10 protein-coding genes are annotated in these 22,456 nt (G+C 53.8%); 8 read left to right on the top strand and 2 right to left on the bottom strand.

Translation table 11 applies throughout. The features are described from left to right. Positions 1-97 precede the first annotated feature (97 nt). Positions 98-1,867, top strand: a complete 1,770-nt coding sequence (locus T433_RS0109090) for a hypothetical protein (protein ID WP_027455573.1) — start codon at positions 98-100, stop codon at positions 1,865-1,867. 183 nt (positions 1,868-2,050) lie between these two features. Then, complete coding sequence (locus T433_RS0109085) at positions 2,051-2,428, top strand: hypothetical protein (RefSeq protein ID WP_155808447.1); 378 nt, start codon at positions 2,051-2,053, stop codon at positions 2,426-2,428. Between the two features lie 777 nt (positions 2,429-3,205). Here T433_RS0109085 and T433_RS0109080 read toward each other — a convergent pair. Both T433_RS0109080 and T433_RS15060 read right to left on the bottom strand, forming a co-directional pair. Beyond that, entirely contained in the window at positions 3,206-5,995 is a 2,790-nt protein-coding gene (locus T433_RS0109080) for a beta-mannosidase (protein ID WP_052357062.1), read from the bottom strand. A gap of 3 nt (positions 5,996-5,998) precedes the next feature. Further along, complete coding sequence (locus tag T433_RS15060) at positions 5,999-8,356, bottom strand: glycoside hydrolase family 95 protein (protein WP_052357061.1); 2,358 nt, start codon at positions 8,354-8,356, stop codon at positions 5,999-6,001. A 209-nt stretch (positions 8,357-8,565) separates the two neighbouring features. Between T433_RS15060 and T433_RS15055 the strand changes: the two genes are divergently transcribed. From T433_RS15055 to T433_RS0109045, 6 genes are read left to right on the top strand one after another with little or no spacing between them, the layout of a single operon-like run. Next, complete coding sequence (locus T433_RS15055) at positions 8,566-11,112, top strand: fasciclin domain-containing protein (RefSeq protein ID WP_052357060.1); 2,547 nt, start codon at positions 8,566-8,568, stop codon at positions 11,110-11,112. A gap of 7 nt (positions 11,113-11,119) precedes the next feature. After that, positions 11,120-14,428 (top strand): SusC/RagA family TonB-linked outer membrane protein, encoded by a 3,309-nt coding sequence (locus tag T433_RS0109065; protein WP_027455570.1) that lies wholly within the window; start codon positions 11,120-11,122, stop codon positions 14,426-14,428. 15 nt (positions 14,429-14,443) lie between these two features. Further along, positions 14,444-16,009 carry a RagB/SusD family nutrient uptake outer membrane protein gene (locus T433_RS0109060; protein ID WP_027455569.1) on the top strand — a complete coding sequence of 522 codons (1,566 nt, stop codon included), beginning with the start codon at positions 14,444-14,446 and terminating at the stop codon, positions 16,007-16,009. Between the two features lie 3 nt (positions 16,010-16,012). After that, entirely contained in the window at positions 16,013-17,875 is a 1,863-nt protein-coding gene (locus tag T433_RS0109055; protein WP_052357059.1) for a fasciclin domain-containing protein, read from the top strand. 13 nt (positions 17,876-17,888) lie between these two features. Then, the gene (locus tag T433_RS0109050; protein WP_155808446.1) at positions 17,889-19,385 is read left to right on the top strand and encodes a fasciclin domain-containing protein; all 1,497 of its coding nucleotides are present in this window, start codon (positions 17,889-17,891) and stop codon (positions 19,383-19,385) included. 17 nt (positions 19,386-19,402) lie between these two features. Continuing rightward, positions 19,403-22,447 carry a SusC/RagA family TonB-linked outer membrane protein gene (locus T433_RS0109045; RefSeq protein ID WP_044109582.1) on the top strand — a complete coding sequence of 1,015 codons (3,045 nt, stop codon included), beginning with the start codon at positions 19,403-19,405 and terminating at the stop codon, positions 22,445-22,447. Positions 22,448-22,456 lie beyond the last annotated feature (9 nt).

Raw genomic sequence — 22,456 nt, 5'->3', positions numbered from 1 at the left:
TTATTCGGCCGGGCTGAATTTTTATTTTGTTTTTCCGACTTTTAATTGTATCTTTGCATTCCAAATCTTAGTCCATTGAAATAGATTAGTATTAGTTATGATGATTGTTTTTCAGAAGAAGACTCTCTCTCTTCTACCCTATATAGTTCTGGCACTGCTGGCCGTTGCCGCTTGCCACAACCCCAAGACCACCAACGAGCTCGAGGCCATCAGTCTGGTGGCCGACGAAAATCCCGATTCGGCGTTGCGCATGCTGAAGGCCTATGAAGGCCGCGTGGAGCGCTGGCGCAAGGGCGACAGGATGCGCTACGAACTGGTGAAGATGAAGGCTCAGAACAAGGCAAATATACTTTTTTCGTCCGATTCCATCGCTAAAGAGGTGGCCGACTACTACGCCAGCTATGGCACCGACAACGAGCGCCTTCTGGCCTACTATCTATTAGGTCTCGCCTATAGCGACATGGGCGAAGCGCCTCAGGCCCTTCAGGCCTTCTATGATGCCATCGAGAGTGTAGATACGCTGAGCGAAGACTGCGACTACGAGGTGTTGATCCCCGTCTATGGGCAGATGTCTCAGATCTACGGCAATCAGAACTTGCCACACGACGAGATATGGGCGCTGCGACACTACATCGACTATATCCACAAAACCGATACTGAAAAGGAATACATCATTGCCAAAGGACAACTCATCAATCCATATTATCAGCTTGGTGAGAAGGATAGTGTGCTGGCCATCATCAACGACACCTATGCCTCGTTGAAGCGAATTGGTGAAGACCGCGAAGCGGCCGATGCCTTAGTGGCCTCGGTGTTTATTTACATCGAGCGTGGTCAGCTGGACGAGGCCCGACGTGTCATAGACATTTTTGAACGAGAATCGGGGCTTTTCGATGCGCAGGGCAATATTGTGAAAGGGCGTGAGAGCTATTATTATATCCGCGGTTCCTACGAGTTGGCCGTGGGTAGGGTGGATGCAGCCGAAAAGGACTACCGCCGCGCCATTAATTCGTGCTTTTCACCCGATGTCTTTAAGGGTCTGATGGGCATATACCGCAAGAAGAGTAATATGGATTCGGTCATGCATTATGGGTTCTTGTACGAGATGGCCTTGGATTCCATTCATAACAAGATGCAGATAGATGCCATCCATCAGATGTCGTCTATGTATAACTATAGCCGCAGTCAAAAGCAGGCAGAGCAGGCTTCTCGCAATGCACGCATTGCACGTATGTGGACCATTGGCATCCTGTTTACCGTCGTACTGGGCCTTGCGCTCACCCTGAAGTTGTATCTGAGCTACAAGAAAAAGAAGCAAGAGGAGATCGAGGCGCTGTCCAGGTCGCTTTCCGATGCTAGGATTGAGTATAAAACCGTGCAGGAAGAGTTGCTGACGCTCAACAATCGTGACTTCGAAAAGCTGATTGCCGAGAAAGAGAAGAAGGAGAAGGAACTGCGCCAAACCATCGAGCGACTGGAGTCGTTCAGCGAGCTATCGGCTGCCAAGGATGGTATCTATGCGTTCAGTCAGAGTCAGATAGTCGGCGCGTTCCGCAAGAGGCTGGCTTGCAATATGGAAAACTCGGCACCCAGCGCAGCCGGATGGCGCGGCATGGAGAAGCAGTTTGCCAGAGATATGCCTGCCATGTATCGTCTGCTCACCGAAGAAAAGAAGCTGTCGCCCCTAGAGCTCCACGTCTGCATGCTGCTGATGCTCGACTTCGACGACGCTTCTGTCTGTGTGCTCACCGGCTCAATACCCCAAACAATCACCAAAGCAAAGACCCGCGCCAACACGAAATTATTCGGCATAAAAAGCGCTCACGGTCTCAAAAAAGAGCTTTTGAAGTCTGTTTATCCACTTTGACTTATTTTGACTTATTATCTTTGTAAGTCACTGACACACAGCATTCTGCTTTGGCTTATTTCCCCGTTTTGACTTATTTTGTCTTAAAGAAAGTTCCCTTTTGTGTCGTTTCTTTCTAGAATGTTTTCGTATCTTTGCATCGACTAAAATCAATGCATCACTTAAACCTATAGTTAAAAAGAAATGAAAAAGTTTGTATCAGTTTTAAGTTCGCTGTTGTTCGCTGGGCTGCTAGTTGCCAGCGCCCAGGTGACTTCAGCCTATGTTTTGAGCTTGTATGCACACCAAATTGTAAACCCCATGCAGGTAAAGAAGCCTATTCGCAGAACTCCTGCAAAGCCTGTCATTCCCGTGGTTACCGTAGATGGACACACACTGAACTTCAGTGCACCATTGGTAGAAGGACAGATTGACCTGCTCAACGAAGACGAAGAGGTGGAGTACACCATCTATGTAGCTAAGGGTGCCACCAAAGTGGTGATTCCTTCATACATCTCGGGTTACTATTATATTAATATTGTACAAGGCGATATTTGCTTTAGCGGTGATATCGATCTTTAAATAACAGAGCGCCATGGAAAAGACAAGTTTGCGCTATCAGCGCATTAGGCTAATACTCGAGCAGGAAAGTATTTGGATTATCCTCTACGGAGCTTACCTCTTAGCCTTATTAACGATAGTTTTGGCATGTTTGTAAACCCATCATATTGATTCACCTTAACCAATTCTTCGGCGGCGCCGGCTTCAATACCATGAAGCAGGTGCCGCCAATTATTTGACCCCCTCCTGACCTCCCCAAGGGGGAGGAAATGGGAGGGAGACCCACCCCCGGCCCCTCCCTGTAGGGAGGGGAGTGGAATGTCGTTTGGGCTGTTTTGTTTTGTTATTCTGGCCGAATAACGTTCCTATTCCTTTAGTTTTGACTTCTAATAGTGGCACTTTTGGGTCTGATCTAGCCCCTGGATGACTCGATTCTAGACCCTAGATGGCCTTGATCTAGCCCCTAGATGGGTCGGTTCTAGACCCTAGAATCATCTATTCTAGACTCTAGACTCTCGCAATCTAGACTTTAGAATCGAGTCATCTAGACTCTAGATTGAGGTATTCTAGACTCTAGATCGACACCAAAACTTATGGTTTTGCATCTTAAAACCTATACTTTTGCATTGTCAAACTTATACTATTGTATTTCAAAACGTATACTTTTGTTCCTTAAAACCTATGGTGTTGCCTTATAAAAACCTAAGGTGCTGCATCGCCATGTCTATACTATTGTATGCAAAAACGGCCCATTTCATCGGTGAAATGGGCCGTTTTCTTATTATCCTTTATTTATGACTACTGTATGCTGTTGGTCTCGTAGTCGTCGCCTAGGGTTGTTGTTTCAAGCTCTTTGAGGAACTGGGCGCGCGGCTTGGATGTGCGCACATGAATGGTGCGCGTCTGTCCGGGGAGCAGGTCGAAGTAGTTGTCGGCGAAGAAATCATTGATGCCTTTTGTCTTGAGGAACACGGCACGTGCAAAGATGTCGGTGCTCACGCTGACGTTGTAGCCGTCGGCAACGGGGGTGACGGCAGTGGTGAGCTGCGGTTTGCGATAGTGCATGTCCTTCTGACGCACGGGATAGGCAATGTTGTAGTAGGTCTTGCTGCCCGTCTCGTAGGTGATGTAGAAGATCACGTTTTCCGCCATTTCATCGCCAATCAGGTCCTTGACGCGCCATGTCTGGACATCGATGGCATCGTTCTTGGGTAGCTTGACTTTCTGTGTCTGTTCAAAGACGATGCGGCCATCGATGGTCATGGCCTGTAGCTTTAGGTTGCCGGTGGCCGGGGTCCGTCGGTCGTTGACGAGCTTCAGCTCCAGGAGCTTTCCGTCGGCTCCTTCTGAGGGGAGGTGGAGCTTTTGCTGCTGCATGGCTTTGGCGTTTTCCTCTGTGGGGAGGGCTGCTACTTGTTTGGTGGGGGTGGCGATGACATCGCCACTTGCTGAACTGCTTTTGATGCGGGGGGAGACTAGGATGTCGTCGTAGGCTTTGCGGGTGACGTAGTGCAGCGCCTTCCAGCGGCCGTAGTAGTCGCGGCTGCTCCATGAGGCCACCGGCCAGCAGTCGTTGAGCTGCCACACGATGCCGCCCATGCAGAACGGGCGGTCGCGGCGGAAGGCCTCCATGCCCATCTTCACGGCGTCGGCCTGCAGCACCTGGCCTACGTATAGGAAGCGCTTGAAGTCTTTTGGCACCCGGTAGTCGCGACCCATATATTCCTCGATGCGGTGGTTGGCATAGGTGCCCGCGTTCTGGTGGGCCATCATCACCTCCGAGTAGATGTCGTGGTCTCGTGGATCGGGGTTATACCGCAGCACGCTCTCGTACTCGGGGAACGACTGGAACCCGTATTCCGACTGGAAGCGCACGTGGTGGTCGAAGTAAGCCTCGATGGGTTCACCGCCATGCCATACGCCCCAGTAGTGGTCGTCGCCATTGATGCCGTCGCTGGGTGTGTCTTCAAAGGCCCAGGGCGACGAGGGGCGGTAGGCAATGCCGCCACCATATAGGCGCACCACCTCGGGCAGCACCTCGTAGAAGATGCTGTGCTGCATTTTCCACACGCGGTCGGCCTGTCCCAGTTCTTCGAAGTAGCGCTTCTTGCCACCCCATCCAAACCACACATCCTGCTCCTCGTTGTTGCCGGCATAAACAGCCATGCAGGCATGGTTGCGCAGGCGGCGTACGTTGCAGATGGCCTCCTCCTTGATGTTGGCAAGGAAAGCAGAGTCAACCTCGTAGGTCTGACAGGCAAACATGAAGTCTTGCCACACTAAAATACCCATTTCATCGCAATAACGGTAGAAGGCATCGTCCTCGTAGATGCCACCGCCCCACACACGAATCATGTTCATGTTGACGGCTGCTGCGTCGGCCACCACCTGTCGGTAGATGCTGTCGTTGACGCGGCTGAGGAAATTGTCGTTGGGTACCATGTTAGAGCCCTTCGCGTAGAGCGGTTCGCCGTTCAGTTCAAAATAGAGGTTATGGCCGTACTGATCCTTATCGTTGTGGAGACGCAGGCTGCGGATGCCGAGACGGGTGGAAGACTCACCCCCAGCCCCTCTCTGCTCAGAGAGGGGAGTAGATAGCTTTTTATCGCGATTGTTGCTTTGAGAGTGACCACTCCCCTCTCTGCTCAGAGAGGGGTCGGGGGTGAGTCTTGTAAGTCTAAGTTTCATCGTCGTCAGATAAGGCTCACCTAAGCCGTTTGTCCACCACAGTCGGGGATTCTTCAAGGTATAGTCGAGGGTGATGGTGTTGAGGCCCGGCTTGAGGGCAACGGCCTTTGTGGTGGCAGGCTTGCCGTCGGCGGTGATGGCTATGGTGGCACTCTGTGCGCTGTCGGCCTCAACCTCGACGATGGTGCGCAGTTGGGCGCGGGCCTTGGTCACGTCCTTCTGAATATACCATACGTCGGCGATGCGTGTGCCGCTCCACGTCTCGAGCAGCACTGGGCGCCAGATGCCGAAGGTCACCAGACGTGGGCCCCAGTCCCAACCATATTCAAAGCCGGCGGTACGGGCAAAGGGCGAGATGGTCTTGTCGAACAAGCCTCCCATCTGAGAGTGGTCGGGGCCGGTGTTATGGCGATAGGGCAGGGCGTCGAACTTCGGCACATTCATCTTCACTGGGCTCTTGAAGAAAACCTCCAGCAGGTTGTCGCCCTCCTTCAGGATACCCTCCACGTTGCATCGCCACTCGCGGTGCATATTGTCGGCCACCAGGATGCGCTGGTGGTTCAGATAGACGTCGGCATAGGTGTCCAGACCTTTGAATACCAGCGTCTGATGGCTGGCGGCCAGTTCTTCGGCCGTGGGCTGGAAGTGCGTCTCGTACATCCAGTCCTCCTTATCGATCCACTGCACCGAGCGCTCGTTGAGCCGATAGAAAGGATCCTCGATGATGCGTTCGCGCATCAGGTCGAGGTGTGTGTTGCCAGGCACCTGTGCGGGGTGCCATATCTCCGAGTTGCCCTGGCGGAAGCGCCAGCCCTCATGCAGGGTGCGCTGGCTGACGGAGGCGCTGACCACCGTGGCTGCCAGCAGCAGTAGAGAAGTAATGGTTTTTCGTATCATCATGTGTTAAAGTATTTTGGTCTGACGGTTAGCCTTCAGTTGAACGGTGTGGGTGGTGCCGTTGAGTCGCAGGTTGACGGTCTGCGACAGTTTGGAGCGCAGCACCAGTGTGGTGACCTGGCCGTCCTTCCAGGAGAAGTCGGCCTCTATGCCACCGCGGGCACAGATGCCACGCACGCTGCCATCTTTCCAGGCCTGGGGCAGGGCGGGCAGGAAGGTCAGGTCGTGGGTGGGGCTACTCTGCAACAGCATTTCACACACACCGGCCACGGCAGCCTCGGTGGCATCAAACGAGAAGATGTCCTCCTGAGCACCGGCCACGCCAGCGGGCGAAACCGTCATCAGGTTCTCGCGCATGAAGCCCGTGTAGAGTCCTATCAGGCTCTCGTAGGCCTTCTCGCCACGGCGCAGGCGCGCATAGAAGTTGATGTTGTTGCCACGTGTCCACTCGGTGTCTTCCCAGTTGGCGTGCGATGTCTGGTTGGCCAGGAACGTCTCGCAGCCACGTGCCAGATCAGGTGTGTCGTCGGGCGAGATATGTCCGTAGGGATAGAGCGCGAGCAAGTGAGAGGCATGGCGGTGAGACGGGTCGCTGCGTCCCACGTCGAGCAGCCATTCGGCCAGTTCGCCATTCTGGCGCACCCGGTAGGGCGGCAGTTTGCGGATGTCGCGCTCCAGTTGTGCGCGGAAGTCGGCATCGACGTTCAGCAGGCGGCTTGCCTCTATGCAGGCGTGGTAGATCTCATAGATGGTGGCACGGTCGGTGGTGGGCATCATCGACAGCGAGTAATCCCTGCCGTCGGGGCCGCGGAAGCTGTTCTCGGGCGAGATGCTGGGACCGCTGAGCAGATAGCCCGTCTGGGGGTCTTCAATCATGTAGTCCATGAAGAACTCGGCCGTCTCTTTCAGCAGCGGGTAGGCCACCTCGCGCAGGTAGTCGCGGTCTTGCGTGAACTCATAGTGCGTCCACAGGTGGGTAGCCATCCAGGCACCCGCCGTCACGTTCAGTGCCCATGAGCAAGAGCCTCCAGGCGCAGTGTCGCCCCACACATTATTAATGGTGTGAGTGACCCAGCCACGGCAGCCATACACCTTGCGTGCCGTCACGCTGCCGTGCTTGGCCAGCAGCGACAGATAGGAAAACAGCGGCGTGTTGCATTCACTGAGGTTCGCAATATTGGTGCTCCAGTAGTTTTGCTGGATGTTGATGTCCAGGTGGTAGTCGCACGTCCACGGCATGTTGCAAGCCAGGTTGTCGTTCCAGATGCCCTGCAGGTTGGAGGGCAGGGGAGAATTTTCGCGCGAAGAGCTGATCTGCATGTAGCGTCCATACTGGAAGAACAGCGCGTCGAAGACCGGGTCCGGCTGTCCCTTTCGGGCCGCCTGGAAGAGTGCCTCGGTGCTGCCGGTGGCCTGTTTGCCGTCGGCATTCAGACAGAGCGACATGCGGTTGAACAGATGCTGGTAGTCCTTGACGTGCGCCTTTTTCAACTGTTGGTAGGGCATGGCGGTCGCTGCCGTCACGGTCTGTCGGCACTGCTGGCGGTAGTCCATGTTCTGGAAGTCGGTGCGGATGTCGGCCGTCAGGGTGAGCGTGGTGGCATTGGTGACCACCAGTCTGTTGTCAACCACCCTGATCTCGCCCCCTTCCACCTGAGCGCTGACCAGGCCGCGGAAGCGCACGCCGCCCTCGCCGTTCTTGTCGAAGCGGGCATCGCCATTGATGTCGAGACAGCCCTGCTGTTGCGAAGCGCTTGAAGCGCAGACCGTGCTGTGGCGCAGCATATCCATGCCGATGCTCACGTTGATGGCGTGCGCCTGACTGGCCGTGTAGCGCACCACCAGGGTCTGTGCCGGATTAGAGGTGAAATACTCGCGTCGGTAGCTGATGCCGTTCTGCTTGTAGCTGACGGTAGCCACCGCCTCGCTGAGCGACAGACAGCGCTTGTAGTCAGTGATGTCGGTCGCGGCCGCCTCGTCTGTGATCACCAGATTGCCGAAAGGCAGGTGGGTGCCAAACGACTTGCCGTGGCCACACAGCGACTGCCATCCCAGGTCGTTGCCCCGTCGGTAGTCACCGCTGAGGAAAGCCTGGCGCATCTCGCGCAGTTTCTCAGGTCCACACAGGTTGTTGGCCTCGGGGTCGGGCTGTCCAGACCAGAGCGTAGCCTCGTTCAGGGCCACCGTTTCCTTGTCCACGCCACCATAGACCATGGCGCCCAGACGGCCATTGCCCAGAGGCAGCGCCCCCATCCATTTCTCCGAGGGCTTGTCGTACGACAGCACCAGAGGTGTTTCGGCAGCTGTGGCACCGACACGAACAAGCATGGCCAATAGAAGCATGCATAAATGTTTGGAATTCATAATACGTTCTCTTTTAGTTATTAATACGGTGCAAAAGTACAATAATATTGTATAATACAAATGGTTTGCAGATGTATAAAAATGGAAGAATCGTTGCAGGTTGCCACCAATTGCGACATACGTTTCATTTTCTGGTGCGATTAGCGTGCCCACCTTTATTTAAATACGTTACCTTTGCATCGAAATTAAAGCAATCTAGTAAAAATCTTATGAAACAAAAACACTTAGTCCCGCTTCGCTGGTCGGCATCCATCATTGGGTTGTTGACCTTGGCTGGTGGACTGACGGCATGCTCGGATGAGTATGAGTACGAAAGCCATGAACCAGACTTTCTTGGTGCGAGCATCTATGACTACTTGCAGCAACAGGGTGATTTCACGACCTATCTGCGACTGGTTGACGACCTGGACTACCGGCAGGTGCTCAGGCTGACGGGCTCGAAGACCGTCTTTCCTGCGCGCGATGACGCCTGGACGCGCTTCTTTAATGGTGGCAACCCATGGGGCGTGACCGCCTACGAACAGCTCACGGATGCCCAGAAACGCTGTCTGCTGGGTGCCAGCACCATCAACATGGCCTATCTGACCTATATGTTGGCCAATACAGGCGACTCGGAGAGTCAGAGCGGAGAAGGCACCGCCCTGCGCCGTGCCACACAGTATAGCTATCTGGACAGCATACAGTGGTGCCAGGATGCCCGCCAACTGGCTGCCCCCTTCTGGCAGAAATACCAGCAGACGGGCGTGCGACTGGCCGATCAGGGCGATACCTATATGGTGCACTTCACGCCGCAACACACCGCAGCCAACCAGTTGGCGGCAGCCGACCTGTCGTTCATTCTGGGCAAGGCCTATGATGCAAAAGACGTGTATGTCAACGGCACGCAGGTGGTGGAGAAAGACATCACCTGCAAGAACGGCTATGTACATGTGGTGCAGGAAGTGCTGACGCCCAATAGTCCGATGAGTGAGGTCATCAACCACCATCCTCAGACCCAGCTGTTCTCCCGACTGATGGAGCGCTTCTCGGCACCTTATTATAACAGTGCAGCCACCGATGCCGTGCACCAGTTGTACGATGGTCGTGACAAGGCGCATCCCGTGATCAGCGACAGCATCTTCGTGAAGCGCTACTTCACCGAGTCGCAACCCAGCGATCCCGAGGGCAACGACATGACCCACTACGGATTGCTATACATAGACCCCTCGCAGAACACCTATCAGTCTATGCAGGACATGGGCGTGATGTTTGTGCCTACAGACGAGGCGATGCAGAACTACCTGAACGGTGGAAAGGGTGCCTACCTGAAAGATGCCTACGGCACGTGGGACGAGGTGCCCACATCGCTGGTGGCACTGTTTGTGAAGAACCACCAGAAGAAGTCGTTCATGAGCAGTCTGCCATCGTCGTGGTCCACGATGAACGATGAGGCATCGTTTGCGATGCACGTGGATCAGAAGGATGTGGTGGCAACCTACGTGACGGGTAATGGCGTGGTGTATGTCACCAACAAGGTGTATCCCCCCATCGACTACCAGAGCGTCTATGCGCCGGTGATGACCAACCGCAACACCCGCATCATGAACTGGGCCCTGCAGGACCACGAGATGAAGTTCTTCCTGTACTTGCGCTCTATGGAGAACATGTACAACCTCTTGGTGCCCACCGATGAGGCTTTGCAGAACTACCGCGACCCCATTGCATGGGCCAAGGGAAAAAGTCAGCGCCAGATATGGGCCTTCCGTTACGATGAGACCAAAGATCAGCCCGTGACGGCCGATGTCTATGCCGTGAATGACGACGGCACAAAGGGCGAGTTCCAATACACCATCAGCGATGTGGGCCTGCTGCGCAACCGCCTGTATGACATCTGCGACCGCCATATCATCGTGGGCATGAAAGACGAACAGGGAAACATGAGCGGCTATGTGGACGACGGCACGCATCATTACTACCAGTCGAAGGGCGGATCGACCCTCCGTTTCAGCGGTGCCGGCGAGCAGATGACCGCCACGGGTGGCGGCGACACCGAGCAACAGGTGGCCGATGCCCATCAGATAAGCCGTTATGACACGGACAACGGTCGCTGCTATATCGTGGATCGCGTGTTGCAGGATCCAGTCAATTCGGTCTATACCAACCTGCAGGCGCATGCCGAGTACGCCAAGTTCTTCGAACTGCTGAACGGAGACGATATGGTGTTCCGCACGTTCCAGAACGACCCCGAGATCAAAAGCATTTTTACGCTCAACCGCACCTCGGCCTCGTCGGGACTGGGCAACGTGGTTTCTTCGTTTGCCAACTTCCAGTACACGGTGCTGGTGCCCACCAACGATGCCGTCGATGCTGCCTTTGCCGCCGACCCGACGCTGCATACCTGGAGCGAGATAGCCCAGCAAACCGATGTGGACGTGCAGCGCCAGTGGGCTGTCAGACTGATACGTTTCCTTCAGTACCATTTCATCGACAACTCAACCTATGTGGACAGCCGACCCTTTGCTGCGCTGACCTTCGAGACGGCAGCCCGCTCGAACAGTGGCCGCTTCCAGAAAATCAGTGTTAGCGGCGACGGTCAGAACCTCACCTTCACCGATGCACAGGGCCATCGTGCCCATGTGGTAAAAACGCCCGGACTGTATAACCTGCAGAGTCGTGACTTCATCGTGAACAACAGCGACTATCGCAACGCCACGCAGATGGTCAGCTCGTCGCAGTCTGTGATCCACCTCATTGATCGTGCCTTAATCCCAGAATAAAAGAAACATGAAACGATATTTATTATTAACCCTACTTATGATGTGCGTCGGCGGTATCACCGCACAGACGATGATTACCGGACAGGTCATGGCTCCTGATGGCGAGTGTATTGGTGCCACCATCGTGGAACAGGACAAGGGCGGACGCATCATCACATCGACCGTGACCGACTTCAACGGCAACTTCTCGCTGCAGGTGAAGAACGTGGACAACATGCTGAAAATATCCTATGTGGGCTGTAAGACACAGCTGCTGCCCATCAAAGACCGCAGACGCTTTGTGGTGACCCTGAAAGACGACAGTCAGACCATTGCCGAAGTGCAGATCAAAGGAAAGCGACGCACCGGAGCCGACGGTTTCAACGTGCCGGTGCGCGAGTTGAGCGGTGCACAGCAGACCATCTCGATGAAAACCTTCGAGGGCATGTCGGTGGCTTCGGTCGATGACGCCCTGCAGGGCCGTATTGCCGGACTCGACATCGTGGCCAACTCGGGCGACCTGGGCAGTGGTTCGTCGCTGCGTGTGCGTGGTACCACGAGTATCAACTCCAACAGCGAACCGCTGATCTTGCTCAACGACATCCCTTTCGACTCGCAGATAGACGCCTCGTTCGACTATAACACAGCTTCCAACGACCAGTTTGCCACGCTGCTGAACATATCGCCAGAGGATATAGAGGACATCACCGTGCTGAAAGACGGTGCTGCCTGCGCGATATGGGGCGCACGCGGTGCCAACGGTATTATCAGCATCAGAACAAAGAAGGGCGTCACAGGACCTACCCGCGTGACCTATAGCTACCGCCTGAGCGGCAACTGGCAGCCGGAGGGCATGAAGATGCTGAACGGCGACGACTATACCATGCTGATGAAGCAGGCCTATTTCAACCGTAACCAGGACGAGCGCGAGGCTAACGTGCCCGAGTTTAACTACGACCCCAACTTCTCGGAATACGAGCAGTTTAACAACAACACCAACTGGGTGAAAGAGGTCAGTCAGATGGGATGGACACACGATCACTCACTCTCTATCAGTGGCGGTGGACAGAAAGCCCGCTTCCGCGCCTCGCTGGGTTATTACAACCAGACAGGTACGGTGATAGAACAGCAGATGGATCGCTTCTCGACCCGCATGAACCTGGAGTATCAGGTGTCTGAACGCCTGAAGTTCTCCAGCGACTTCTCGATGACCTACACCAACAACGACCGTAACTACGAGCAGTACTACCCAGCCACGGGCTCAAACATCGGTTTGCTGGACGTGGCCTATCGCAAACTGCCTAACGTGGGCATCTACCGACAGGATAATGCCGGCAACAACACGGGGACTTACTATAACATCCTGCCCTCGTCGGGACTGGATGCCTCGCAGAAAGACCTCTACAACCCCATCGCTGTGGCACATCTGGCGCAGAACGTGCAGAAGAACATGCGTATCATACCCACGCTGCGTGTGCAGTATGACTTCATCGAGCCCACCGACCATCAGCGCCTGCGTTACAATGGCTACGTGACGTTTGACATAGAAAACTATAAGATCAATAAGTTCCTGCCTAAGGAGATTGTGCCTACAACATGGTTGAACGAACAGGTCAACCGCAGTGAGGAGCAGGAAAACGAGGGCTTGTCGGTGATGACCGACCAGAACCTGACGTGGATGCCCAACACGGGTGACAACCATTCGCTGATGCTGTATGGCTCATGGCAGATGACTACCGGCAACTCGCAGAGCCAGCGCTTCGTGACGTTTGGTTCGCCCTCGCAGGCCATCACCGATGCAACGGCAGGAGCTAACCTGCGCGACCTCAACTCGGAACAAGGCCAGTGGAGGTCGATGGCTGTGCTTGGCCGTCTTCACTATGCCTATCAGGGCCGTTACATCCTGGATGCAACCATCCGCTGGGACGGTTCTACCCGCTTTGGTTCTGGCAACCGCTGGGGCACCTTCCCCTCGTTGTCGGGTAAGTGGATCATCAGTGATGAGAAGTTCCTGAAACCCTGGGAGAACTGGCTGTCGGAATTCTCGTTGCGCGCCGGATGGGGCGTGACGGGTAATATGCCCGACCGTGAGTATCTGTACTTTGCACGATACAACGGTTCGTGGGGCACGGGCGGCAACAACTATAATGGCACGCCAACGATCAAACCCAGTTCGGTGAAGCTCACCAATCTGAAGTGGGAGCGCTCTACGAGCTATAACGTGGGACTGAATCTCGGTCTGTTTGAAGACCGCTTCACGGCCGACCTCAACGTGTATCACCGTCGCACGGAAGACATGCTGTTCAAGGACCAGCGCATACCGGGAAGCTCGGGCTTCGACTATCTGAGTTATATCAACGCAGGAACCATGGATAACGACGGCTGGGAGCTAAACATCAACACCACCAACCTCATCAACATGGGTAAGTTCACGTTGGACCTTAACGCCAACCTGTCGAACTATAAGAACACCATCAAGGCGCTGGACGCCAATGTGCTGGACTCGTACAACGGCGACTTCAGCTATGCCAACGGCAACTATCTGAGCCGAGTGCAGATCAACAACTCGTTTGGTTCTATCTACGGACTGCGCTCGCACGGCGTCTATCAGTATGACAAATGGAGCGAAGTGGAAGTGCCAGGCGTCAGTGGACCAAACGCACCGGTGGCACGCGATAAGAACGGAAACGTGGTCTTTGACAGTTATCATGAGCCCGTGCCTTTGTACTATGCTTATGGCACCACCAGCGCACGGAAGTTCCGTGGTGGCGATGCCATCTATGAGGATGTGTATAAGGACGGTACCATCGATGAGCTCGACGTGGTCTATCTGGGCAACTGTAACCCGAAGTTGAATGGCGGTTTCGGTTTCTCGCTGCGCTATAACAAGCGCTTGTCGCTGAACTGCTTCTTTAACTTCCGCTATGGCAACAAGGTGGTCAACTATGCCCGCATGTATGCCGAGAATATGTACTCGAACGACAACCAGTGTGTGTCGGTGAACTGGCGATGGCGCAAGGATGGCGACGTGACCAACATGCCACGCGCCCTGTATCAAGACGGTCGCAACTGGATGGGTAGTGACCGCTTCGTGGAGGATGGATCGTTCCTGCGCTGGAAACAGCTCACGGTGAACTATACGTTAGACCCGAAACTGGTGAAGCGCGTGGGCCTGAGCCAGACGTCACTGTCGTTCACACTCAACAACATCCTGACATGGACGAAGTACTCTGGCGTTGACCCCGAGGTGGGCTACGACTCGCAGGGCATCTGTGCCGACTGGTCGAAGACACCGCGCTCCAAGTATTTCACCTTTGGCATTACAGTAGGACTCTAATTTATTACGTGTATTATGATTACGAAGAAGATTTATCATATTCTCATAGCCCTCATGATTGGTGGTGGCAGCATCTGCACCCTGACCAGTTGCGAGGACTGGTTTAACCTGAAACCACAGACGGAACTGGTGGGCGAGGACTTCTGGCAATCGAAGCAGGATGTGGAGAGTGCGCTGGCTGCCTGTTACCGCGCGCTGCTCGAGCCCGAGGCCATGGAACGTCTCATCGTCTGGGGCGAGGTGCGCTCGGACAATGTGCTGGCAGGCATGAACCCCGGTGGCGACCTGAGCTACATGCTCTCGGCCAATATCGATGCCAGCAATGGCTATACGCAGTGGTCGCCCCTGTATCGCGTGATTAACTATTGTAACACCGTGCTGGAGAATGCTCCGAAGGTGCAGCAGCAGGATCCCAATTTCAAGACTGGCGAACTGCGTGCCTACGAGGCCGAGGCGATGACCTTACGCGCATTGTGCTACTTCTATCTGGTACGTACGTTTGGTGATGTGCCTTTCACCACGCAGGCCTATAGCGACGACACACGTCCGTTCCAGTTGGCACAGACTGATGGCGACACCATCCTGAGAAAGTTGCTGGCAGAGCTGGAGACAATCAAAGACAACTATGCGAAAGCCGTCTATTCAACAACGAGCGACACCAAAGGGCGCGTGACGCAGAAAGCCCTCTGGACACTGATGGCAGATATGTACCTATGGCTGGGAGACTACGACCAGTGCATCGCGATGTGCGACAGAGTGTTGCAACCAGGTCTTAACCCGCTTTTCTTGGAACCATCGGCGCGCTACAACCAGCAGGTGTTTGGCATCGGCAATTCGTCGGAGAGCATCTTTGAACTGCAGTTTGACAACTATGTGCCCAACTACGTGGTGTGCGAGATGTATGGCACGGAGGGCGGACGCACCAGTGCCAACTACCTGTCGTCTCTCGACTTCAAGAAATATAACCTCTTTGAGAATAGCGACGTCAGGCAGTATGACGCACTGTGGAGCAACACGTCAGCGGCCTTCATACCCATCAAGAAGTATGTGGCCTATCGCAAGGAAAGCACCAGTGCACAGGTGTTGCAGAGCGATTATGTGACGAATCAGAACACACAGAACTGGATTGTGTACAGACTGAGCGACGTCTATCTGATGAAAGCAGAGGCACTGGTGGAGCGTAATGCTGCTGGTGACCTAGAGGCAGCCTTGGCGCTGGTGAGCTATTCTTACGACAGGGCCAACCCATCAAAGGGTAGCGGGACGTTGCAGTTGTCGAGGTACAACTCGCAAGAGCTGATGCGCGACCTGGTGTTCGACGAACGCCAACGAGAATTCCTGTTTGAGGGAAAGCGCTATTTTGACATCTTGCGACGCATCCGCAGAACGGGCGACCTAAACAATGTGGTCTCTACCTATCTGTTGCGAAAGTATGAGAGTCAGGATCAGGCAACCGTGTTGACGCGCTTGAACACGCTGAACGCCCTCTATCTGCCTATTCACCGCGATGAACTCAAGGTGAATAAGCTGCTGAAACAGAACCCATTTTATGCAACTTCCAGTGATATAGAAAAGAACTAAGGTATGAAAACGATGATATCTGCATACGTGAAACGTAAACTGGCCAAAGGCGTGCTCTTTGGCACACTCGCTGTGGTCGTTGCCCTGCAGGCATCTTGCAATAGCGATGACCTGAACGGAGACAGCTACTACACCTTCAAGGGTGAGACCGTGGCCACCTATATAGAAAACCGACCGGACTCCTTTGCTATCTTTACGAAGATCGTGGAGGATGCTGGCGAGTACTCGCTCTTATCGACTTACGGACATTACACGGCTTTTGTCCCCACCGACGTGGCTTTCGATACTTATTTCAAGGCACATCACACCTCGTTGGATGCCTTGACAAAGGAAGAAAAGCAGCAGATCGTGTATAACCACATCATCCGTTCTACGGCCATTGACTATCTGACAAAGGACTTCACAGAGGGTGCCCTGGGCACATCGAACATGAACAACCGCTATGTGATTATCTCATATGCGACGACCGGTGAAGGAAGACACCAGATCTGGGTGAACAAGCAGTCGCAGATCACCGTGCCTGACGTGGAACTGCACAATGGTGTGGTGCACGTGATAGACCACGTGCTGGAGCCAAGTGACGAGACGCTGGGCTCTATTCTGGACCAGATGCCTGCATACAGCATCTTTGCTGAGGCTTTGCGACTGACGCATCTGAACGACTCGATAACCGAGACCTACGACATGACCTATAAGAGTCCCTATACAACGGAGTTTGTCAATGTGCTGGGTTACACGATGAAGCCATTGCAGCAGCGCCGCCTAGGCTATACGCTGTTTGCAGAACCAAACAGTGTGATGGAGGCTGCCGGTATTCACAACATAGCCGATCTGGAACGGTATGCCCAAACGTATTATGGCCGTGAAGACGAGGCCGACCCGACCAGTCGCCATAATGCCCTGAACAAGTTTGTCAGTTACCACATGCTGAACCGCCAGATGTCCACCAACTCCTTTATATATAATGGTGTGTGCACCAGCAGCTACTACATGGGAAAACGCTATGAATACTATGAGACCATGCTGGAAAACCGCCTGATAGAATTCAAGGCCGGCAACCATCTTAACGAACAGCGAGACGGACGCTATGTGGGCATCGACGAGTCGAGGTCTAATATCGACGGCATGAATGGTTTTATCCATTCGCTCACCGACATGCTGGTATATGATGAAACGGTGATGCAGCATGATGTGCTCAATAAGCGTATCCGCTTTGATGCCTATAGTATACCGCCACAGCTGACCAACAACAACATACGATGGAAGCTGACGAATCTGGACGGCTTTGGGGGCTATACGATGAGCCCAGACTATTGTGGCGATTACCTCAAATTCAATGATGCCTCGAAGTTTATTATGTGGGCATCTGACTATTGGACCAACTACCAAGCTGATGAGATCTCGGTCAGAGGCTGGTATGATGTCACGGTGCGTATGTTGCCCGTGCCTCCCGGCACCTACGAAATACGTCTGGGCTATTCTGCCCGCTCGTGGGGCGGTATTGCGCAGCTTTTCGTGGATGGCGACATCATCGGTATTCCAGTGTCTTTCAACTACACGGGCGAACAGCCTCAGATAGGCTGGATCAGCGATGACCAGACCACCGACAACGGTGCGGAGAACGACAAGATGATGCGTAATCGCGGTTATATGAAAGGCCCCAACTCTGTCTATGCGATCAACGGACAGAAGACGTTGAGACAGAATGTAGGCTCTCTGCGCTTCATCGTGGGCACCTTCACTTTCCAGGATTATGGTCCTCACTACTTCCGCGTGAAAAATATAGAGAGTGAACTCGGCGAGTTCCATTTTGACTATCTGGAATATGTGCCGACCAGTCTGATAGATACAGAAGATAAAGACTAAAAACAGTAAGACGATGAAACATAATAATGAAATAGCAGTCTTGTTGGTGTCGCTGGCTCTCACGGCTTGCTCTGATTGGAGCGACCACTACGATGAGCAGTTGCCAGCGGGCTACGGACAGACGGTGATGCAGGTGCTGGACGGAAGCACGCAGACCTTTGCAGAACAAGTGCGTCAGGCAGGCTATGCTGATCTGCTCGCTTCGAGTCAGTCGTTCACCGTGTTTGCCCCCGTGCAGGGAAGCGACGCCGCAGACATCAGTAGGGTGGTGGCCAACCACATAGCCCGCCATATCTATCCTACATCGACACCACAGGGCGTCAGCGTAGAGATGCTGAACGGAAAGATTTATGAGTTTGATGCTGCTGACAGCTTTGCCGGAACGCCTATCACGGCCGGCAACCAACAGGCGAGAAACGGACTGGTTCACCAGTTGCAGCACCCCATTCCTTACCGCAACAATCTCTATGAACACCTGCAGACGAATCCCGACTTCTCGAAGGCGTATGCCTTCATCAGCCAATTTGATGAAGTGAAGTTTGACGTCGATGCCTCAACGGAAATAGACATCGACGAGCAGGGACGACCTGTTTACGACTCGGTGATGGTGAACTATAACCGACTGCTGGAGCACGCTGTCTATGGTATCGGTGCTATTGCTCGCGAAGACTCTGCCTATACCATGGTGCTGCCTACCAATGCGGCGTGGGATGAGGCCTATCAGCGCATCTCCCCTTCGTTCAAAGTCTTTGATGAGGATGCAGCGGTGGCCGACTCTCTGCAGCATGTGCGCACCCAACTGGCTATCGTCGAGAACCTGATCTATCGTGACACGGTGCCCAGCGCGATGGTGACTGGCACCACAGAACTGGAGACCTCGAACGGTCGCGCACTGGCTGCTACGCACCTGAACTTCAACAACCGCGAGACGTGGGACAAGCCCATCAGCATAGAGGCCGAACAGCAGAACGGTCGCACCTATAACAACACGCTGACCTCGGTCTATGCACGTGAGGTGACGGCACACAGTATGGTGGATCACGTCAGTGGCGACAGCTATATTGAAGTGGTTCCTATCTCGGCATCGACCAACCCCACGGTGATCTTCGACATTCCCGGTGTGCTGGCAGGAACATACAATGTGTATGCCGTGTTCCTCCCCGTCACGGTAGAGGGAGCATCAGAAGAGTTGGACTCCACGCGTGTGTCGTTCACGGTGGCCTATCAGAACACAAACGGACGTTCGGCCTCCAAACGCAATAATGTGAAGACATTGCTGACGAGTGGTACGGACGTGACGCGTATGCTGGCGTTTGAGAATCTGGAGATTCCCGTGAGCAATACCACCGACCGTCTGTGGTTGATGGATGACGCAAATGATGCCAGTGGGGTGCCCGTCACCACCCAGTTGACCATCACCACCAACGTCACTCCCAAGGAGTTCTCCTCCGGTGAGTTGTCGCGCTCATTCAGGTTAGACCGTATCATCTTTGAACCCGTAGAAAAATAATAAAGCACAGAAGAAATATGAAAAGAATATTATTGATAATCTCATTATTTCATCTCTTCATAGTGGCAGGACATGCGCAGACTGTTGTTAAGGGTACGGTTGTGAACAGTGCTACCGGCGAGCGTTTTGCAGGTACGCGTATCACGCTGATCGGTACGACGAATATGACCATGACCGAAGAGGGAGGAGATTTCTCTTTGAAGGTGGACGATAGCAATGGTCTGCTGCGCGTAGAAGCCCCAGGTTTTGACACGCAGATCATCCCCCTGCAAGGCCGCAAGGAGCTGTTGATCAAGATGATGCCCGTAGCGCAATCGGTGCCTGTCAATCTAAGTACCGACGATGCCGTGCAGCGAAGCCTCTTGGGCCATGTGCGCATGGCAGGACATAGCGGACTCGACGCTGCCGGTGCAGCCCTCTTCGTCAGAGGACTTCACAGCATCAATATGCAGTCGCAGCCGCTCTTTGTCGTTGACGGACAGATATGGCAGTCGCAGCAAGATGTCACATCTCTGCATGAAGGCTATTTCAGTAATCCGCTGGCCTTGATAGCTCCCGAGGATATTGAGCGCATTGAAGTGCTGAAGAACGGAACTGCTATATGGGGTGCCAAGGCCGCTGGTGGCGTTGTCGTGATCACAACGAAGCGTAGTCATAATATGGCCACCGAGATAGAAGTGAACCTCTCTGCAGGTATTAAGCAGCGGGGCAAGACACTGCCTCTGCTTGGCGCTTCGGACTATCGCATCCTGGCTTCAGACCTGATACCAACGGGCATGATAGACGGACATGCTCTTCGGTTCATGGATGATCAGCCCAACACCTCTTACTATAATGCCAACCATAACGATACTGACTGGCAGAACGTCATCGGGCGAAATGCTGTGACACAGAACTATGGCATCGCCGTGCGTGGCGGCGACGATATTGCCTTGTATGCCTTCTCGCTGGGCTATGCCCATAACGAGGGCGCTATTCGCGAGACAGACTTTGACAGACTGAACGTGCGTTTCAACTCGGATATTGACCTTACTAAGCGATTGAAGACCCGCGCAGATATCTCTTTCTCGCAGGTCACCCGAAATATCTTTGACGATGGCATCTTCAGTCAGTATTCTCCACGTAACATGGGCTATGTGAAGTCTCCTCTGTATCATGCCTATCAGTATGATACGCAGGGTAACCTGTTTCATCGTCTGTCGGATGTGGATGAACTGGGCATTGGCAATCCATTGGCCATTATCCAACAGGCTGAGGGTAAAACGAAGAATTATCGTTTCACGGCCACACTGGCACCGACCTATACATTCAACAGCAACCTGAACCTGTCGGCCATGGTCAACTATTCATGGGACAAGATAAAGGAGAGCACCTTCCTGCCCGACTACGGACTGCCCGAGGTGCAGCTGGTGAACGAACAAGGCGACTGGTATGGAGAGGGTGACAACAGCGTGGCAAGTCTGATGACCCGCCACAGCACCCTGACTGTAGCTATGGAGGCCAACTGGAAGATCGTGAAGACGCGGCAGGCTACGCTCAACTCCAAGGCAGGTTTCCGCTTTATCAATGATACCTTTGAGGGTGACTATGGACAGGGATACAACACGGGTAGTGACAATCTGCGCTCGCTCTCAGTCACCAACTCTGCACTGCGTACAACCCTGGGCACGAACGAAGACTGGCGCGACCTGGCCTGGTATGCTCAGGCAGACTATCTGCTGAAGAACCGCTACCAGTTGTTGGTTTCAGCCACGATGGAGAACAATAGTCGTTTCGGAAGTCGTGCTGATGGCGGCATTGCACTGGGTGGCGTCAGATGGGGACTGTTCCCTTCTGTAGAGGCCAGTTGGCTCGTTACAGGAGAGTCGTTTATGAAGCAGGTGCGTGGCATCAATCATTTGAAGTTGCACGTAGGCTACGAACTGACGGGTAATGACAACCTGCCTGCCACGGTGTCGTGTCCTTATTTTGAGTCGATCGGTTTTGTAGGACAGGCCAAAGGACTTGTACTGACGAATATCGGTAATGACCGCTTGAAGTGGGAGAGCACCGGTACGGCTACCTTCGGGGTTGATGCTCATTTGCTGGATAACAGGTTCACACTGCGTGCCGATTACTTCCGCTCTGTGACACGTGATCTTCTGGTCAGCAAACAATTGCGTGAGGAGTATGGGTTGCAGAACTATTGGACCAACGACGGCAGACTGCAGAATGAAGGTTTCGAACTGGCTTTGACTGGCCGTCTGATGGATAAGAAAGACTGGCAATTGAATGCGCACCTGTCGGTGGGCCACTATAAAAACAAGGTGACACACCTGACGAACGGTAGTTTTACGGCCGATATCCTCGGAGTAACGGTACTGACGAGTGAGAATCATCCGCTGGGCGTGTTCTACGGTTACCGCAGTGAGGGCGTCTTTGCCGACCAGAAAGCGGCTGAAGAGGCTGGTCTTGGCATCATCGACGAGACAGGCCGACGCGTGAATTTCGCAGCAGGCGACATGCACTTCGTCGATCTGACGCCCGATGGCGTTATCGACGAAAACGACCGAACAATCATTGGCGACCCCAACCCCGATGTCTATGGCACCTTCGGTTTCAACCTGTCGTGGAAACGCCTCACGCTGGATGCTCTCTTCACCTATTCATGGGGCAATGATGCGTATAATGCCTTGCGCCAGCAGTTGGAGAGTGGCAGCAGCATCCACAACCAGAGTGAGGCCATGCGACTCCGCTGGACGGCCGATGGTCAGCATACCGACATACCGCGTGCTACCTATGGCGACCCCATGGGTAACAGTCGCTTCAGCGATCGCTGGATAGAAGATGCTTCCTACCTGAAGTTGAAACAGCTGAGCATCACCTATCAGTTGCCTATCAAACCAAAGTATATTCAGGGCATGAGCCTATGGGCCTCGGTGAATAATATCTTCACGCTGACTCATTATCTCGGCGCGGATCCTGAGTTCAGCTATGGCAACAAGGTGCTATACCAGGGCATCGATGCCGGTCTGCAACCCACATCGCGTGCCTACTACGTAGGACTGAAACTTAACCTCTAATAACACTGT

The sequence above is a fragment of the Xylanibacter brevis ATCC 19188 genome (assembly GCF_000621725.1).
Lineage (GTDB): Bacteria > Bacteroidota > Bacteroidia > Bacteroidales > Bacteroidaceae > Prevotella > Prevotella brevis.
Note: the sequence above shows the minus strand (reverse complement) of the source record. Positions and strands in the feature narration are given on the sequence as shown.

Coding starts and splice junctions, on each gene's coding strand:
- T433_RS0109065 (WP_027455570.1), top strand. CDS start 11,120: ATGAAACGATATTTATTATTAACCCTACTTATGATGTGCGTCGGCGGT.
- T433_RS0109045 (WP_044109582.1), top strand. CDS start 19,403: ATGAAAAGAATATTATTGATAATCTCATTATTTCATCTCTTCATAGTG.
- T433_RS0109090 (WP_027455573.1), top strand. CDS start 98: ATGATGATTGTTTTTCAGAAGAAGACTCTCTCTCTTCTACCCTATATA.
- T433_RS0109085 (WP_155808447.1), top strand. CDS start 2,051: ATGAAAAAGTTTGTATCAGTTTTAAGTTCGCTGTTGTTCGCTGGGCTG.
- T433_RS0109055 (WP_052357059.1), top strand. CDS start 16,013: ATGAAAACGATGATATCTGCATACGTGAAACGTAAACTGGCCAAAGGC.
- T433_RS15060 (WP_052357061.1), bottom strand. CDS start 8,356: ATGAATTCCAAACATTTATGCATGCTTCTATTGGCCATGCTTGTTCGT.
- T433_RS0109080 (WP_052357062.1), bottom strand. CDS start 5,995: ATGATGATACGAAAAACCATTACTTCTCTACTGCTGCTGGCAGCCACG.
- T433_RS0109050 (WP_155808446.1), top strand. CDS start 17,889: ATGAAACATAATAATGAAATAGCAGTCTTGTTGGTGTCGCTGGCTCTC.
- T433_RS15055 (WP_052357060.1), top strand. CDS start 8,566: ATGAAACAAAAACACTTAGTCCCGCTTCGCTGGTCGGCATCCATCATT.
- T433_RS0109060 (WP_027455569.1), top strand. CDS start 14,444: ATGATTACGAAGAAGATTTATCATATTCTCATAGCCCTCATGATTGGT.